This is a genomic window from Bradyrhizobium sp. 23AC, assembly GCF_054863025.1.
Map to the genome: position 1 here is coordinate 1 of NZ_JAVAYN010000021.1, position 16364 is coordinate 16364.

General features: G+C 59.8%; 13 protein-coding genes. 1 reads left to right on the forward strand and 12 read right to left on the reverse strand.

What is annotated here, in order from left to right; genetic code table 11:
- From RAD10_RS33910 to RAD10_RS33940, 7 genes are all read right to left on the reverse strand, one after another.
- The coding region (locus tag RAD10_RS33910) for an Ig-like domain-containing protein (RefSeq protein ID WP_461620831.1) at nucleotides 1-1666 on the reverse strand (1666 nt) is incomplete at its 3' end.
- Nucleotides 1667-2368: 702 nt separating this feature from the next.
- Nucleotides 2369-3136, reverse strand: a complete 768-nt coding sequence (locus tag RAD10_RS33915; protein ID WP_461620832.1) for a methyltransferase domain-containing protein — start codon at nucleotides 3134-3136, stop codon at nucleotides 2369-2371.
- On the reverse strand, nucleotides 3123-4418 hold the full coding sequence (locus RAD10_RS33920) for an O-antigen ligase family protein (RefSeq protein WP_461620833.1): 1296 nt from the start codon (nucleotides 4416-4418) through the stop codon (nucleotides 3123-3125). The genes RAD10_RS33915 and RAD10_RS33920 overlap by 14 nt, the downstream gene beginning before the upstream one ends.
- 79 nt (nucleotides 4419-4497) lie before the next feature.
- The gene (locus RAD10_RS33925) at nucleotides 4498-5367 is read right to left on the reverse strand and encodes a right-handed parallel beta-helix repeat-containing protein (protein ID WP_461620834.1); all 870 of its coding nucleotides are present in this window, start codon (nucleotides 5365-5367) and stop codon (nucleotides 4498-4500) included.
- A gap of 118 nt (nucleotides 5368-5485) precedes the next feature.
- Complete coding sequence (locus RAD10_RS33930; protein WP_461620835.1) at nucleotides 5486-6490, reverse strand: glycosyltransferase family 2 protein; 1005 nt, start codon at nucleotides 6488-6490, stop codon at nucleotides 5486-5488.
- A gap of 85 nt (nucleotides 6491-6575) precedes the next feature.
- Nucleotides 6576-7745, reverse strand: a complete 1170-nt coding sequence (locus tag RAD10_RS33935; protein ID WP_461620836.1) for an acyltransferase family protein — start codon at nucleotides 7743-7745, stop codon at nucleotides 6576-6578.
- An 85-nt stretch (nucleotides 7746-7830) separates the two neighbouring features.
- Complete coding sequence (locus RAD10_RS33940; RefSeq protein ID WP_461620837.1) at nucleotides 7831-9375, reverse strand: class I SAM-dependent methyltransferase; 1545 nt, start codon at nucleotides 9373-9375, stop codon at nucleotides 7831-7833.
- A gap of 185 nt (nucleotides 9376-9560) precedes the next feature.
- Here RAD10_RS33940 and RAD10_RS33945 point away from each other — a divergent pair, with 185 nt between their 5' ends.
- Nucleotides 9561-10880, forward strand: a complete 1320-nt coding sequence (locus RAD10_RS33945) for a glycosyltransferase family 4 protein (protein WP_461620838.1) — start codon at nucleotides 9561-9563, stop codon at nucleotides 10878-10880.
- Here the strand turns inward: RAD10_RS33945 and RAD10_RS33950 are convergent.
- The 5 genes from RAD10_RS33950 to RAD10_RS33970 form a co-directional block, all read right to left on the reverse strand.
- The gene (locus RAD10_RS33950; RefSeq protein WP_461620839.1) at nucleotides 10850-12100 is read right to left on the reverse strand and encodes a DegT/DnrJ/EryC1/StrS family aminotransferase; all 1251 of its coding nucleotides are present in this window, start codon (nucleotides 12098-12100) and stop codon (nucleotides 10850-10852) included. The two genes, RAD10_RS33945 and RAD10_RS33950, sit on opposite strands and share 31 nt — an antisense overlap.
- The gene (locus RAD10_RS33955; protein ID WP_183231956.1) at nucleotides 12040-13041 is read right to left on the reverse strand and encodes an NAD-dependent epimerase/dehydratase family protein; all 1002 of its coding nucleotides are present in this window, start codon (nucleotides 13039-13041) and stop codon (nucleotides 12040-12042) included. The genes RAD10_RS33950 and RAD10_RS33955 overlap by 61 nt, the downstream gene beginning before the upstream one ends.
- Nucleotides 13038-14216 (reverse strand): DegT/DnrJ/EryC1/StrS family aminotransferase, encoded by a 1179-nt coding sequence (locus tag RAD10_RS33960; RefSeq protein ID WP_461620840.1) that lies wholly within the window; start codon nucleotides 14214-14216, stop codon nucleotides 13038-13040. The genes RAD10_RS33955 and RAD10_RS33960 overlap by 4 nt, the downstream gene beginning before the upstream one ends.
- 96 nt (nucleotides 14217-14312) lie before the next feature.
- Nucleotides 14313-14834 carry an acyltransferase gene (locus RAD10_RS33965; protein ID WP_461620841.1) on the reverse strand — a complete coding sequence of 174 codons (522 nt, stop codon included), beginning with the start codon at nucleotides 14832-14834 and terminating at the stop codon, nucleotides 14313-14315.
- A gap of 31 nt (nucleotides 14835-14865) precedes the next feature.
- A complete protein-coding gene (locus RAD10_RS33970) occupies nucleotides 14866-16341 on the reverse strand; it encodes an oligosaccharide flippase family protein (protein WP_461620842.1) in 1476 nt (491 codons plus the stop codon).
- Between the last annotated feature and the right edge of the window lie 23 nt (nucleotides 16342-16364).

The window sequence follows — 16364 nt, forward strand, 5'->3', positions numbered from 1 at the left end:
GCGCAGCCGATGCCTTGCTGGTGACGCCGGAGACCGTGTCGGTCGCGGTGAAGCTGTGCTTGCCGTCAGGCAGTGCGACGGTGGTGTAGTGCCACGCTCCATTCGCATCCGCCGTGACGGTGCCGAGCTGGGTCGTGCCGTCGAGCACCTTGACCGTGCTGTTGGCAACCGCAGTCCCCGCCAGGGACACCGTCTTGTCGCTCGTGATGTGATCACCGGCGGTACCGGTATCGTTGGAGAACGAGGCAATCTTCGGCGCGGCGGGTGCTGTCGGGGTTGATGAGCCTGTACCCGACGTACCCGTGCCGGAGGTACCCGAGCCCGAGGTACCTGAACCGGAGGTGCCTGAACCGGAGGTGCTCGAACCGGAGGTGCCCGAACCGGCGGAGCCCGTCGTTCCAGAACCAATGACCGGATCGACAGCCGTCGAGGCAACGCTGACGTTGCCGGCAACGTCGGTCGCCTTCGCGGTCAAGACGTGGGAACCGGACGACAGCGCAGACGTCGTAACGCTCCATGCACCGCTCGAGTTGGTCGTTGCGGTACCCACCTGCGTCGTTCCGTCAAATACCTTGATCGCGCTGTTCGCTTCAGCGGTTCCCGATACAACGGCCTGATTGGCACTATTCACGGTATCCTTCGCGATCGTCGGTGCGGCCGGCGCCTTGGTGTCGACGGTCACCACGACCGCAGCCGAGGCCACGCTGGTTTGCCCCGACGCGTTGGTCGCGGTCGCCGTCAGCGAATGCTTCGCATCGGTCAAGACCTTGGTGATGTAGTCCCAGCTCCCGGTCGAAGTCGCGGTTGCCGTACCAATCTGCGTCGAACCGTCATAGACCTTCACGGTGCTGCCAGCCGCGGCCTTGCCGTGCAGGGTGATCTGGCTGGCATCAGTGACGCCGTCTCCGGCCACAGCGCTGTCAGGCGACCAAGAGGCAATGACCGGCGCACTCGGGGCCGGGGTCGGCGCGGTCGTCGTCGTACCGCTATTTGCCGACGTGTTGAGCGCCGACGCCAGCGCCGCGCCGTCCGTGAAATTCCCGGAGAACACTGAGCTATTGCCGCGGATCATCGCGTCGCCGTATTGCGCGCCACCGATGTGGTTGTTGGTGAACGACACACCGGTAATCGAGGCAGTGCCCAGGTTGGAGTCCGCGTATACGGTATAGGCGCCACCAGTCAGGAGGTTATTGGTGACGGTGACATTCGAGACCGGCCCGAAGTCGTTGTCGATCATGATCGCGGAGGTCCATCCCCACTGATTGATGATCGAATTGCCGGTGATCTGAATGTTGGAGAGGCCTCCGTCGATCTGGATGCCGTCATAGTGAGGCGATCCGCCTGCGTGGAGATCGTGGATGTAGTTGCCCTGGATGACGGAGTTGCTGCCGGGAACGATGCCATTCTCCACATTGAAGATGTTGTTCCCGATGAACGTGCCGCTTCCCATGATGCCCTGATTGCCGGTGCCATCCGGCGCACGGCCGGTGCCATCGATGGTGCAATTCTGGACCACTGCGCCCGTAACTCCGGAATCAATGGTCACCCCAGCCCAACCGCCGGACGTGACCTTGCAGTTCTGAAGAGTCACATTGTCCGCTCTGATGTAGACGCTGCCGGTGATGTTGAGTCCCGAGACCACCGCCCCCGCCTGCGTGATGATCACATCTCCAGAAGGAGTCAGCGTTACCCCCGCCGGCACCCCGGTGTTCGTAGCGTCAGGCCATGCGTTCGTTGTCGTTGCCAAAATAGTTTCTCCGTCTTCTCTGTATTATCCCCGTTAACTGACACCAGTGCTTATTGCGAGTTTGCGTCCTTGATTTAATTGGTGATCGAGGTACGCCAGGTGCCGTGCTTGTGCGGCGTTAATGGTCGTCTGCAGACGGCCTTTTTTTGACAAGACCACGGCTCCGCTAAGGTCATTTCGCCACAAGCGCCGCCAGATTCCTGTTTCAGGAAATACGGCGCGGAAATCTACGTTACGGAAATTAAAAGCGATTTCGTTTTAGCCGCGATCAAACGACGGCAAAACATGCGCGCGCCACACTTCACAGAAAAATTCTTTCGTGCTGGCTCGTTGCAACGGATCGAGCGACTCCGAGATCGGCCCCGCTCAACGTCGGCGCACATTAAATAAACCATCGGATGTATAAATAACCAGCGACGCGCATTATTAAATACGGCGCGCGAATGTCCTCTGCAGCAGACAGCGGCAAGACATCAGCTCGAATTTGCCGTGCTGCTCCGTTGGCTGAGATGCGCGCATACCGGCGAAGCCAGAGGCGATGCAGGATGACCTTGTAAATGAGCTTAGGTGACAAAGCGGTGCGGCCCGATTTCGCCGGGTAACGTCAAAGCACCGCCTGGTCTAAGTCTTCCGGCACAAAAATACTTTTTCGCCGCGGATCAGACCATATTGCGCAACTTGAGGCTCGACCGCCGTATACTCGTCGACGACGAAGCCCGCTCGTTCGAGCCGGCGTCGGAAATCACGACCGAAGAAACGGACGTGATCATGCTGGTTGAAATACAGGATCCGATCTTCTTCTGTTTTCTGCCTCGATCGATCCTCGAACGTTTCTTGCCACCCCTCAATAAGAGGGATCATCGCGATCAACGTCCCGCCCTTACGCAAGATCCGAAAGAGTTCGGGTATGGCCAAGCGATCGTTCACGTGCTCGAGGATATGGCAGCAGATGATCAGATCGAATCTGTCGCTTTCGAGGTCTATCTTTTCGATATTGACGTCGAGATCAGCGCCTTTTCCTCCGAACTCGCAGGTGACGTAGCTTCGCGGCCTTCTCGCCTTGATATACTCCGTGAGCCCCTTTTCGGGCGCGAAGTGGAGGATATCCTTCCCCGTAAACAGCTTCTGCTCGGCGTCGCAAAGCACCAACAGACGATGCCGCTCGTGCGACAGACAATTCGGACAGAGCGAATCGAAGTTGATCCCCAATGCCAGCGGATTTGCGTACGCGAAAAATTTGCCCCGATACTCACATACCGGACAGGTCCTCTCAAATCGTCCGAACAGGAAACGGATCGTCCGAAGCCCGCTGCGCAATGACCAGACATAAGGTCGCAAACGTCCCTTGATGCCTCCAATCGACGATGATGCCACGTCAAAATCGCTCATCTTGCGCTCCCAACATCTGCCATTCCCTGAGCGAAGCACGCACGCCGATGCAAACGCCCCAAAACGTCCACATGTAGTTCCAGAAATGCACCGTCAAACCCGTGAACAGGAAAACGATGCAGGCGATCGTAAATCCCGTCTGAATCCCGCTTGGGCGGCGCCCGGGCACAGGCAATACCGCCGAGAGATTCAAAACGATCAGCAGGATGGTGACCGGTACGCCGTAATGAAGGCTCGTGACCAGCCACACGCTGTCGACTGTGCGATCGAGTAGATAATAGCCGAACGTTACGAATCCGGCTCCCGTCAGAGGCGACTGCCACACCTGCGCCGAGACAGCGTCCCAGATCATGAGGCGATAGAATCCCGTTTGAGGCTCCAGTGTCGCGTGGGACAGCAGCCAACTGAGTGGGTTATTCGTCACAGCGGTGACGGCCAGCAGGAACATGCCCGCTCCCGTCCAAAGCAGAGGCCATCGCCACGGGCAGCGGCGCAACAACCGCTCGTAGGCGTAGCTTGACATGACGACGACCATCCCCATGACAGCGGCCGAAGATAACGACAGCAATCCGCCGAAGAAGCACAGACACGCCCACGATAGACGCTTGATGGCACTTGTCTCCGAGAACAGCACGATGGCCGCAGCCAGCGAACAGAACACGCCATAGAGAATAGGATGATCGAACGTCGATATTGCGCGTCGCAGACCTGCTCGGATTCCATCTGCGCCCGACGTGCCGTCGTCGACGAACGCCTCAGGCTGCGGCATGAGTGCCGCCATGATCTCGCGGACGATCCAATGCCCCGTCAACACGTCCGCTAGCGCAACGCATATCGCAATCGCCGTGAATGCCTTGATGAGACGAATGAACTGCTGGACCGCCGACGGCTCCAGAACGAAGGCTCGCGCAACAAAGTATGCTCCGACAAAGTCGAGAGCCTCTGCAACAGCAGAAAACGCCGATTGAGGTCCGGCGGCGTAACCAGCCGCCGCCACCATGGCGAGCGCAAGCGTCCCCGCGAGCCCGTCCGACAGCAGGAGCCGACGGCTCGGCTGCAATAACCGCGCAACCGCCGGCAACAGCAGGACCAGAAGGCATATTCTGGTCGGCGTTAGCTTTGCCCCGGCGATCAGCACCTGGAGCCCCGACGGCAATACGATGCCCATCAGAAGGAGCGGGACGGCCAGACTGCCCCGTTGGGGAATGGTCGAATGGAATCCGGCCGCCGTGGCGCGGATACGCGGCTGCCCCGCGAGGAGAGCATAGCCAGGATAGCTCATGAGGCTGTCTCCCTGGACAGGCCGGACCAAGCCATTAGATCCGACAAGCGCTTCAGTTGGTGCGGAGCACGCCGGCGCTTCATCTGATGGCCTCCTGCGCCGCGACGCTGCCAAAGTCCAGATTGCGCACCAGGCGCCAGCCGTCGGTCGCATTTCTGAGATAGGTGGGCCGGTTTCGCCGAAACAGGGTCGGCCCATACTGCCCCGAGCCGATGTGATTGTCGGTGATCGAAACACCCGAGATCGGATTGTCGTTGAACTTCGCGTCCGAGTAGACCGTATAGCTGCCGCCTGCGAGAAGATTGCCTTCGATGACGATGTTGGAGACCGGGCCAAACTCGTTGTCGATCATGATAGCGCCCGCCGCGCCGTGAGAATTGATGATCGTGTTTTGCCGGATGACCGTATCCGAGATGCCGCCATCGATCTGGATACCATCGTAATGTGGCGCCCCGCCGGCATTGAGATCGTGAATAAAATTGTGTTCGATCAGATTGTCCTTCCCGGTCAGCACGATGCCGTTTTCGACGTTCGAGATGTTGTTGCGCTGGAACGTACCCTGTCCCATGATTCCCTGGTTGCCATTGCCATCGGGACCAGAACCCTGGCCGTCGATCGTGCAATCCCTGACGACAACTCCTGTCCGATGCGGATCGATCTTGATAACGGCCCAAGCGCTAGCCGAGATGCGGGACATCTCGATGGTCACGTTATCGGCGTTGACGACGACGCCGCCCTGAATGTCCAGTCCTGAAATCGTCGTGCCGGAAACGGCAATCGTGAGGGGACCGGACGGCTTCAGCGCGAGATCACGAGGCGGCCCCGTGTTGCTTGCGTCCGGCCATTGGGAGGCGAATGCCAGCTTAGATGCGCCGTTCGACTCAGCTGCCAGAGCTGCGGCACTCTGGAGCGCCGCGACCACAACCGCTACACGGGCGGCCTCGAGCACAATGCCGCCCCAGCGCTTATGGCCAAGCGCGAGCCCCCTGGCTCCTCGCCATCTCCGTCGCTGTCCTTCTACGCTATCTGATCTCATCGCTCTTCTCGCCGGAAACAACCCGACGCTCTCATGCCGGCTCGACCCTCGGTGCCTCGTAACCGCCAACCCACTCTCGCCGACGCCTCCAGACGGCTTCCCAATAAACAGCGTTCTTTTGCCATTCCGCATTCCGCGCCAGGGCGGCTGCCATGCCGTAACCGTACCGGCGTGTAAGCGGCACGATCAGGTGCAAAGCCTGCCCGATCGTCCGTGCCGGCCAGCCGAAATGCCGATTGATCAGGGTGATTCTCCCCTTGAAAACCTTCACCCTCTTGTCGACAGGCACGACGTCGGATGCCCCGCCATAGTGGACGATGGTCGCCTCAGGCGTGACCGCGGGCCGCGCACCGAGCGAGCGCGCGCGATGACAGAGGTCTGCTTCTTCTCCGTACATGAAGAATGTGGGGTCGAACCCGCCGAGCCTCTCCCACACCAGCCGGTCGATCAGCAGAAAGCAACCTGTAACGATGTCGACGTGCCGCGCGGTATCTCGGTCCCATCCGCCATAGGCCTCGGAATTGAAAATCGGACTGCGACGACCGAAATAGGTGAACCCCAGCGCGAAGCACAACAAATTCCACAAACTGATTCTTCGAAAGCACGAGGTGCGATTGAGACTGCCGTCCGGAAACAGGGTGCGTCCGCCCCAGACGTGAAATGACGGATTTGCCTCGGCGAACTCAAAAAGAACATCGATCGCGCAGTCGAGAATAATGGTGTCTGGATTGAGCAGAAGCAATCGTCGGCCGCGCGCTTGTTTTGCAGCCAGATTGTTGGCGCGTGCAAAGCCGATGTTGTCGTTTAGGGCAATCAGCTTGATGTCAGGGAATTGACGGGCAATTGCGGCAGCTGACTGGTCGGACGAATTATTGTCGACGACGATGACCTCATACGTCGTACCCATCGTCTCCGCGGCGATCGACGCCAGACAGTCGAGCGTCATGTCGCGGGTATTGTAGCTTACGACAATGATGGAGAGGTCCAGCTGCCGACCCGAGTCCGGACCTTCGTCATCATGGTACGCGCTGCTCATAGCGACTCTGCTCCTTTCAAAGAAACTGCGGCCCCCGCTCGTCGCGCTATCCCCCTCGAACCTGAACTCAGGTGCGGGTGTCGTCTCACTCCGCTGCACCGGCCTCGATTGTTCCTGTCAGATTGTTGCCCGGCTCATCACGGCGCACGGCGGCCTCAGTCCCAACGCCTCGTCGGCTGCCTAGACCTGCAATGTGCGACGACAGCCAACGCGAAACCCACGCTTTTTGCTTTAGCGCCGGCGCTTCGACAAATCGCCAGGAGGCATACGCCAGAACGAGAGTCACGGATGCCGACAGCAAGGCCAACGGCCAGCCGGCTGCGAGATCGAACAGCGTCAGGAACGCCAATATGACCGGTGAATGGATCAGGTATACGCCGTAGGACAGATCGTGCTTGAGTGGCACGCGACTGGCGACCTCGGAGAGCCCGAGATAGATCACGACGTAGGGTATACACAGCGGCATCGCCACCGCGCCCAACCCGCTCGCAAGACCAATCAGCGCGCCCCCCACGGCGACCGCGGCCCCGATTCCGGAGAACGGGACACTTTCACGGTAGAGGTAGAGGGTCGTGCCGGCGATGAAGTAGACGAAGAGACCGATGAAATCCAAGAGCCGCTGCGGACAGGCCGCGTGCAGCGATGGCGAGAGCGCCAGCCCAACATAGGTGAAGTATACCAGGGCGAAAGTGATCATCGTCAGCGCGCGTCGGCGGAGAAAGCCCACCACGCTCATCGCCGCCAGCACCGCATAGGACCAGACTTCGATATTGAGCGTCCATAGCGGTCCGTTAATCTGCACTTCGTGTCCATGCCGCACCACGCCGGGCAGGTAGTGGGACATCAGGGTAACGGCGTTCTTCAGATACAGGTAAAGCTCGGCGCTGCCGAAATAGTCGGCTAGCGAATATGTCGTCAGGACCGGCCCCAGCACGAACATCGATGCGATGACCACGACGAAGAGTGCGGGCAGGATACGCAACGACCTGTTTACGGCGAACCGGACGAGATCGCCAGATCGGGCCAGGCCAGGCGCCAGCAGGAAGCCGCTGACGCAGAAGAAAATGACGACTGCAAACAGGCCGAACTGGATGAACCCTCCGCTGAACCGATAGAGGATGTCGTTTGTTCCCCACCAAGCATGGTGAGCAACCACCGTGAGTGCGGCCACAAGTCGTATCTGATCAAAACCGGGGCCTCTGGCCGAAAGGACGGCAAGCCGATCGCTGATCGTCGTTGCCCCGAGTGAAATCATCGATTTCTCACGCGAAATGATCCTTCTGCCGCTTCACGATTATATAACATTTAATATAAAACTGCAATTAAATGCGACATCCATTTTAAATGGACCGGACCTCGCCGGCCGGGCGATTTGACTGAGGCGAGGCCGTTAATTCGGCTACCCCGTCAGTGCTTGGCATTCCTCCGGAGACGGTCACGATGATCGAGGCCGCAAGCCCGAGCGAAACAAACCCAGGCGCGAGCTTGCCCAGCCGGGAGGTCATGCCAAACAATCCATCGCCAGGATCCGCCGGAACTCCGAACATCGCTTCGATTCGCAGACCCGAATCGACGCACCACCTTGCCAGCTTGCGCCCCGAAGCGAAATGAGCGCCCACAGCCTCGTAGCCGCTGGAGCGCCCGGACTGGAGACACGCCCCGAGATAAGACCGAATGCCCCTTGGGGACATCGTGTTGGGCATCTGGATCACTGCGAGCGATTGCTCGTGCATGAACGATCGCAGCCTCAGAAGCAATTTTTGCGGATCCGGAGCGAGGTGCAACAGATTGAGACATAAAACGCAGTCGTAGGTGTCGCGATTGGAGTCGATACTGTCCAGATCGGCGTAGATCATCTCGATCCCGTCCCCGGCGGGGCCGGCTGCAATCACTGGATCGAGCGGAATCGCGGTGACGTGCAGGCCTCGCGCCTGCAGCCGCTTTTCCGTCTTGCCGGACCCACAACCGATCGAAAGCACGCTGCGCGCCGAAGCCGGCACGAGCGCGATCGTCGCCTCGGATTCAGGTTCATAATAGTCCTTGGAGAAGCTAGCGCGGCGAAGGCGCGTCTCCGTTGGGAGCAACGAGTAGGGCGAGCGACGGCCGTCCGCGATTTGCAGCAGAATTTCCTTCTGCCTGCCAATTTCTTCTTCCCCGATCCCCATCCGGCCGACGTACCGGTTGGTGAGGTGATGGACGGTGAAATCCTCCAGGTGTGAGATTGGCACCAGTTTCCGCAAACCACATTGGGTGTATGGATCCGTCGCGGCCGTACAGGCCAGATCATACTTTCCCTGATGCGGAGCTACATCGAAGCCGCCGGAATGCAGGACGTTGCCTAGCTGCTCCCGGGTAAGGACAAAGCAGGCGGCGTGCTCGTTGGTAAAATGCGCGAGAATATAGTCGCCGCGCCGCCTGACCGATGAGGAATCCCAGTGAAAGTGCGCGTGAATATCAGGATAGTTACGCTGGCCGTCTTCGCCGAATTCAACCCGCAGAAACCCGGCAACTTCCTCTGGAGATAGAAACGACGTTGCATCCAGCCAGGCCCGGATGTTCCTCTCGGTGATCAGAATGTCGTCTTCCGAGTAGATGAACAGATCGTATTGGTCACGACGTTCCGCAAACAGCTTCTTGTGCGCGAACGGCAGGGACCACGGGTTCCTGTCGGGCAGGCCGACAATGCATTCCACCCCGGTCGTTTTGCGCTTGTCGATGTTCGACAGCACGACAATATCAACGACGAGGGACATCGAGCCGTATTCCCGGATGACCCGCTCGAGATAGCGGTCATTCGAGGTTCCATGGCTTGCAATCGCGACCAGTACGCGAGGCACGTGACGGCCGTCTTGGCGCGCCACGTGTCGGGCAGCATGTTCGTTCATCGGATCGGGGTCCCGGTGAGGGTCAAAAGCGGGTCTCGCGTTTAAATCCACTCAGATTATATAACCAAATCCGGACTGGTCGACATTTATTATTATTTAAATATGGATTATATCGCGATATGGTTCTCAGCAATGTCAGGTTGGTCTCTCAGCGCTTTGGCGCGACACCCGGAGAATCCCATCGCATGAAGGTGCTGGTCTATCCCCATTCCATGGAACTGGGAGGGTCACAGCTCAACGCAGTCCAGCTCGCGGAGGCGGTTCGAGACCTCGGTCATGAGGTCACCGTGGCGGCAGAGACTGGCCCTCTTCTGGACAGAATAAGGGAGACCGGCCTCAGACATATTGAAATTCCTCGCCATCGGGCCCGCCCCTCGCCTCGTGTTAGCCAGATGCTCCGCAGCATCGTCAACGAACGCACCGTAGACGTGGTGCACGGTCATGAATGGCCCCCCATTGTTGAAGCTTTTCTGAGCGTTGGACTATCGACGAGGGCTGCCGTGGTGGGAACGGTCATGTCGATGTCCGTCCCCTCCTTCCTGCCGCGCAGCGTTCCTCTGACCGTGGGCACGGAGATGATCCGTCGCGCTGCGATCGCTGCAGGACATCAGGATGTTACCTTGCTCGAGCCGCCAGTCGATACGAAGTCCGACCACCCCCTGGTCGATGGCACGGGCTTTCGCGCGGCTCAGAATATTGGTCCGGACGAGGTCGTCATAGCGATGGTCTGTCGACTTGTGCCGAACCTTAAACTGGAGGGCCTGCTATCTGCGTGCGATGCTGTCGGCGAAATAGCGCTCGACGGCCTGCCAGTGCGGCTGCTGATCATTGGTAATGGACCGGCGCGACCGAACGTCGAGGCGCGTGCGGCCAGAATTAACTCGCTGGTCGGCCGGAACGCCGTCGTACTGGTGGGCGAGATGTCCGATCCGCGCCCTGGCTATGCTGCCGCGGACGTCATCATTGGCCAGGGTGGCTCGGCGCTGCGCGGAATGGCCTTTGGAAAGCCGCTGGTGGTCGTTGGTGAAGACGGGTTCAGCGAGCTGTTGACACCCGAGAGTGCGCCGACCTTCCTGCAACAAGGCTGGTACGGATTGGGCAAGGGCTCGCGTGGAGCCGGCGCCAGCGCACTTCAATCGGCTCTCGAGACCATTCTCGCCTCTGCGTCGCTCCGTCAGGAGCTCGGCGGATTCGGCCGGCGGCTGGTGGAGCATCGCTTCAGCCTCGCGCACGCAGCGAAAACGATAGAGCAAACCTATCTGCATGCGCTGCGCAGCAAACCCTCAACCAGCCAACGATTGGCGGATGCCGGCCGATGCGCGGCCAGCCTTGCCAACTATAAGGTGCAGCGAAAATACCGGCGTTGGATGGGCTTGGCTTCCGCCGAAGACGACAACGATCGGGCGCGAATCTCTGCGGTGCTATCCGCAAAATCGACGGCCCCTCGATCAGACAGGGCCGCGCCAGATCCCGCTCATAAGATATCCCGGCAGACCGATACATGACCCGCCACGGTGGCACCGCGGTTTGCGCGGGCAAGTTCAGCCTTCACCGCATCTACGATACGATCCTGGTCCGCGCAGTCCATCTGCGCATAAAGTGGAAGCAGGATCGCGTGATCCTGAGCTAGCTCGGATTGCCGCAGATCATCGCGCGACCCAGTGCCGGCATAGGGCGGCTCGCGATGGCAGCACATGATGCCCCTGCGCGTAGCGATGCCCTGATCGAGCAGAGATTGCATCGTCGCCCGCTGATCCAATCGATCGGGCAAGCGTACGCAGTAGCTCTGCCAGTTCGATCGTGCCCACGCCGGCTCGAACGGCAACCGCAGCCCCTCAATATTTCCAAGCAGTTCGGCGTAACGGGATGCCAGCGCGCGCCGCCGCGCAATCAGCTGCGGAAGTCGCTCGAGCTGTTTGCGCCCGATCGCAGCCTGCATATCCGTCATTCTGTAATTGTAGCCGACGAGGACGTACTCCTCGAAAATGACACGCTGCGAACCATGACGCACGATATCCGGAACGCTCATCCCGTGTTGACGCAGAAGCCTGAACTTGCGATCGAGCTCGGCATCGGCGGTGGTGAGCATTCCCCCCTCACCAGTCGTGATCACCTTTCGCGGATGAAATGAAAAGCAGGCAATGTCTCCATGCGGCTTGCCGATCGCCTGCCATTGCCCGTTCATGCAGATTTGCGATCCGGCGGCACAGGCCGCATCTTCGATCACAGCGATCCCGTGACGACGCGCCACGTCCATGAGCGTTGCCATGTCGCATGGCATACCCATCTGGTGCACCGCGATGATCGCGCGTGTGCGCTCGGTGATGGCTTCAGCCAGCCGGGCGCAATCCAAATTGTACGTCTCGGGCTCGATGTCGACGAAAACTGGAGTGGCGCCCTGATATCGGATCACGTTCGCCGTTGCGATGAAAGAATGGCTGACCGTGATCACCTCGTCGCCGCTGCCGATACCCAGCGCAGCCAAGGCAAGTTGCAGGGCGGTCGTGCAATTCGCGACGGCACAGGCGTGCGGAGCGCCGACAAGTGCGGCGAACTCGTCTTCGAACGCAGCCACCTGCGGACCTTGCGATACCCAGCCCGACAGCACCACGGCGCGCGCGGCGTCAGCTTCTTCGTCCGCAAGCAACGGAGCTGCGATCGGGATCACGATGCCGCCACCTGCCGCTGACGATCCGAAGGGAGTTCGCGTTCTGATCGCCACCATTTCACGAGGTCGGCGAGCCCCTGCTCGAGCGAAACCGTGGTGCGGAACCCCAGCAGACGATCGGCCTTTCCTGTCGATGCCAGCCGTCTCGGCACCGGATTGACCGAGCGTTCAGGCGCAAATTCGGGAGTCAGACCGCGGCGTCCCATCACCGAGGCAAGCACCGTAGCCAGTTGCGTCAGGCTGGTCTCAGTACCGCTCCCGACGTTGAAGACCTCGTCGGTAATCTTCGCCCTGGCCGCAAGGATGTTGGCGCGCGCGACGTCACGGACGTGAACGAAATCCATCGTCTGACGGCCATCACCAAAGATAACGGGAGGTAACCCGGCCTCAAGCCGCTCCATCCAGCGGATCAGGACCTCAGTGTACCGTCCGTGGATGTCCATCCGGCTGCCATAGACGTTGAAATATCGGAATGCCACGTAGTCGAGGCCGCATGCGTCGTTGAAGGCCCGCAGCAGCCCTTCGTTGAACGCCTTGGCCGCCCCATATAGCGTCCGGTTGTTGTACGGATTTTGCCGCTCGGTTGTCGGAAACTCCTCGGCCATGCCGTATACGGACGCCGAGGAGGCTGCGATGACCTTCTCGATGTCGTGCTTGATGCAAAGCTCCAGGAGGTCGTAGGTGGCGTCCACCATGACCTCCTTGGCCAGGCGCGGCTCCGCCGCGCAATGAGTGATGCGGAGTGCGGCCTGGTGAAACACGATGTCGGCAGCCTTCACCAAGGCTTCCATCAGCTTGCGATCGCGTATGTCGCCGTGAACCAGTCTCACCGGTCCACGACCGAGCGCACGCCGGAGATTTTCGGGGCGGCCTCTGACCATGTTGTCGAGCGCAACGATCTCGATGCAACCCTCATCGCAGAGCTGATCGACGATGTGGGAGCCGATGAACCCTGCCCCGCCAGTAATCAGAACGCGCTTTCCCTTGAGCTCAATCAAGACGCCCTCCTGTTGCAGGACCTTGTTGTGAAGCTTTGTGATTGCTGCGCCGGGTTGCTGGCGGCTTCGCTGGGGCGCAATGCTCCGGCGTTCCTCAACGTGGAGACAACTTCAGTCGCCCGGTCCGGCAGCAGCTCCGGATAAATGGGAAGGGAGAGAAAGTCGTTCGCAAGCATCTCGGTTACCGGCAGATCACCGGCCCGATAACCGAGTTCGGCGTAGGCCTTCTGCAGGTGCACCGGAATGGGATAGTGAATCCCTGCACCGATGCCGGCCTCCCGCAACAATGTGAGCGCGTCATCGCGACGCTGCAATCTGATCGAATAGACATGATAAACGTGGCGGGAGTACGAGGGCGGTCGCGGACGCGCGAATGGGAGCTCAGAAAGCAGCTCGTTGTATCGTTCTGCGATCGATCGGCGGGCCTCGGTCCAGCCTTCGATGTAGTCCAGCTTGACATTCAGTACTGCGCTCTGGATCTCGTCCATGCGATAATTGTATCCGGGAATGACGTGGTCGTACTTTGTCTCCTGCCCCCAGTCCCGCAGCAGCGACACGCGGTGCGCAAATTCAGCCCGATCGGTTACGACGGCCCCACCCTCGCCGAACGCCCCCAGATTTTTGCCTGGGTAAAAGCTGAAGCACCCCAGATCTCCGATCGAACCTGCGCGGCGCCCCCGGTATTCCGCGCCGTGCGCCTGCGCGGCGTCCTCAATGACGACCAGACCGTAACGTTGCGCAATCGACATGATGGGATCCATGTCGGCCATCAATCCATGGAGGTGAACCGGCACAATGGCTCTGGTTCGAGGTGTGATTGCAGCCTCGATCAGACCGGGATCCATCGTCCACGTGACCGGGTCAACGTCGACAAAAACCGGCTTGGCGCCGCTGTAGAGTATCGCCGCGGTTGTCGCCACGAAGGTCATGGACACCGTGATGACTTCATCGCCCGGCCCGACGCCCGCCGCCAACAGCGCAAGGTGGAGCGCAGAGGTTCCACTATTCACGGTGAGGCAACGCGCAGTCCGGCAATATTCCGCAAAACGCCCCTCGAACGCCGCCACCTCCGGCCCGAGCACAAAATGCCCGCTGCTGACGACCCGTGCCACGGCGGCGTCGATTTCCGGCTTGATTTGACAGTATTGGGCTTTCAGATCCAGGAAGGGTATCAAGTTTCAAACCTTGGATTGGAGCAACCGTTATTAAATAATTAACTCGCATTATAATATTTAATCAAGCGCCAATTTCAACAAATAAATTCGGTTAATTCAATCTAGTCCGAAAGACCGGCGGACGGGGGCACGATCGGCGGTGGCCCTGCCTCCGACTGCGGACATGGTCCGAGCGGGTACTCCGGCGACGGTGGCACCCGGGGCAACATCCCTCGTCACGACGGAGCCCGCGCCGACGGTCGCTCCCGCACCGATCGTGACACCACATAGAATTGTGGCGTTGGAACCGATGGCAGCCCCCCTGCCGACATGAGTGCGCTCCAATGTCCAGTCAGAAGCTTGCTGAGGGCGACCATCCGCGGTCGTTGCCTTCGGATATTTGTCGTTCGTGAACACCACGCCATGACCGATGAACACTTCGTCCTCGATTGTGACGCCTTCGCAGATGAAACTGTGCGATGATACTTTGCACCGCGCGCCAATCTTTGCTCCCGCCTGGATTTCGACGAAAGCTCCGATCCTGCTCTCATCACCAACCGTGCAACCGTACAGATTGACCAGTTCCGGGTGAAAGATGCGGACATCGCGACCAAGTTCTACGTCTTGTGTGATAGGCATATCGGGCACTCCGAATGATGTCGTAGAACCGCTATGGCGCCGTCCGCGAAGGCCACAGCCCCGGCGCCATTCTCGCCAGACCGGCCGCGGCGTAGTGAAACTGCTGCAGGAGCGGGTGCCCAGTGACCATCAGTCCAAGCCACCAACAGAGCACAGCAACGGAAAAAGCTGACGCCAACCCAGCACCCGAGGGAAGGCCCCCAGCTTCCGTCAGCGCCGCGCAAATAGACGCACCGGCAATCACCAGAACCGTTACAGCGCCGCTTCGCCACAGGGCGCGTACAAATTCGGCGGGCCGAAGGCCGAGTTGTCGTCCCAGAAAGTAGAATGCAACCATCGCCTGAAACGGCAATGTCACAAGAGCGGATGCAGCAACGGCGTGCACGCCAAGAAACGAGGCGCCCAAGATGACCAGAAGTGATGGTGGCAGCGAAATTAACGACGAGATCAGCGCATCCTGCACCCTTCCGACCGCAACAAACATCGGGTAGGTCAGGCACGCCGCGAAAAGCGCAAGATTTCCGATACAGAGCAGCTGCACCAGCGGGACGATCTCCAGCCACGTCGGGCCGAGCCAGATCAGAATGATGGGCCGGGCCATGATCGCCATAAATACCAGGAACGGCCACTGCACGGCGGAGAGCAGCTGGATGGCCTCGAGATAGACGACCTTGAGATCACCACCCGCTTTGCTTCGCGCAACAATTGCCGGCATGACGACCGGACTAATCACCTGCGTGACCAGCTTGTCGAATATCTGTGTCGAGGCGGTCGCTCGGCTGTAAAGGCCGACAGCGGTGAAGTCGAGCACTCTGGCAAGAAACAGCTGCGGCGCCAGGCCAAAAAACACATTTACGACGCTCACCGCGCCCGAGTAGAGGCCGAAACCGACGATCTCTCGGCAATCGATCAAGGATGGCCGCATCGCACCGAAATCTCTCCGCCATATCATCAGCATCACGGCCAGCACCCCGTTGCCGGCCACCCCTCCCCAGAGCGGGGCCATGTAGCTGAAGTGGGCCATTGCGAGGCCGACCGAAACGACAGCGATCGTCGTACCAGCCGCGAGATTACAGATTGCGAGCACGCCAAACTGCATCTCCCGACGGAACAATGCGGCTATGGTTCCGGAGAAGGGCAGCAAGAGAAGATTTAGCGAGGAAATCTCGATCCCCCGGCCCAAGCGGTCCAGTTCGAAGAAGCGCGCGATCGGCTGGGCAGACACGAACAGCACGAAAGCCGTGGCAGCCGAAATCATGAGGGTAATCGTGAACGTGGTCTGCACGCTCGCGCGCGACAACTCTCGCTTCTGAATCAGATAGCTTGCGCCCGCAAATTCCTGGAAGCAGGCCGCAATGATGGACGTGACGGCGTTCGCGACGGCATAGATGCCAAACTCTTCCGGGGACAGCAAACGGGCAAGCACGGCGGTCACAACAAAGACCAGCAGCAGGCCGACGTAACGGTCGAGCGCCGAGAACAGAATGGAGCGCTGCACGGACTTCATTGCGTCGTCTGTCATGTCGGTCA

Bases quoted from the DNA above. Each gene is read 5' to 3' on its own strand.
- RAD10_RS33940 (WP_461620837.1), bottom strand. From the start codon at position 9,375: ATGAACGAACATGCTGCCCGACACGTGGCGCGCCAAGACGGCCGTCAC.
- RAD10_RS33935 (WP_461620836.1), bottom strand. From the start codon at position 7,745: ATGATTTCACTCGGGGCAACGACGATCAGCGATCGGCTTGCCGTCCTT.
- RAD10_RS33965 (WP_461620841.1), bottom strand. From the start codon at position 14,834: ATGCCTATCACACAAGACGTAGAACTTGGTCGCGATGTCCGCATCTTT.
- RAD10_RS33915 (WP_461620832.1), bottom strand. From the start codon at position 3,136: ATGAGCGATTTTGACGTGGCATCATCGTCGATTGGAGGCATCAAGGGA.
- RAD10_RS33950 (WP_461620839.1), bottom strand. From the start codon at position 12,100: ATGGTGGCGATCAGAACGCGAACTCCCTTCGGATCGTCAGCGGCAGGT.
- RAD10_RS33945 (WP_461620838.1), top strand. From the start codon at position 9,561: ATGAAGGTGCTGGTCTATCCCCATTCCATGGAACTGGGAGGGTCACAG.
- RAD10_RS33920 (WP_461620833.1), bottom strand. From the start codon at position 4,418: ATGAGCTATCCTGGCTATGCTCTCCTCGCGGGGCAGCCGCGTATCCGC.
- RAD10_RS33930 (WP_461620835.1), bottom strand. From the start codon at position 6,490: ATGAGCAGCGCGTACCATGATGACGAAGGTCCGGACTCGGGTCGGCAG.
- RAD10_RS33970 (WP_461620842.1), bottom strand. From the start codon at position 16,341: ATGAAGTCCGTGCAGCGCTCCATTCTGTTCTCGGCGCTCGACCGTTAC.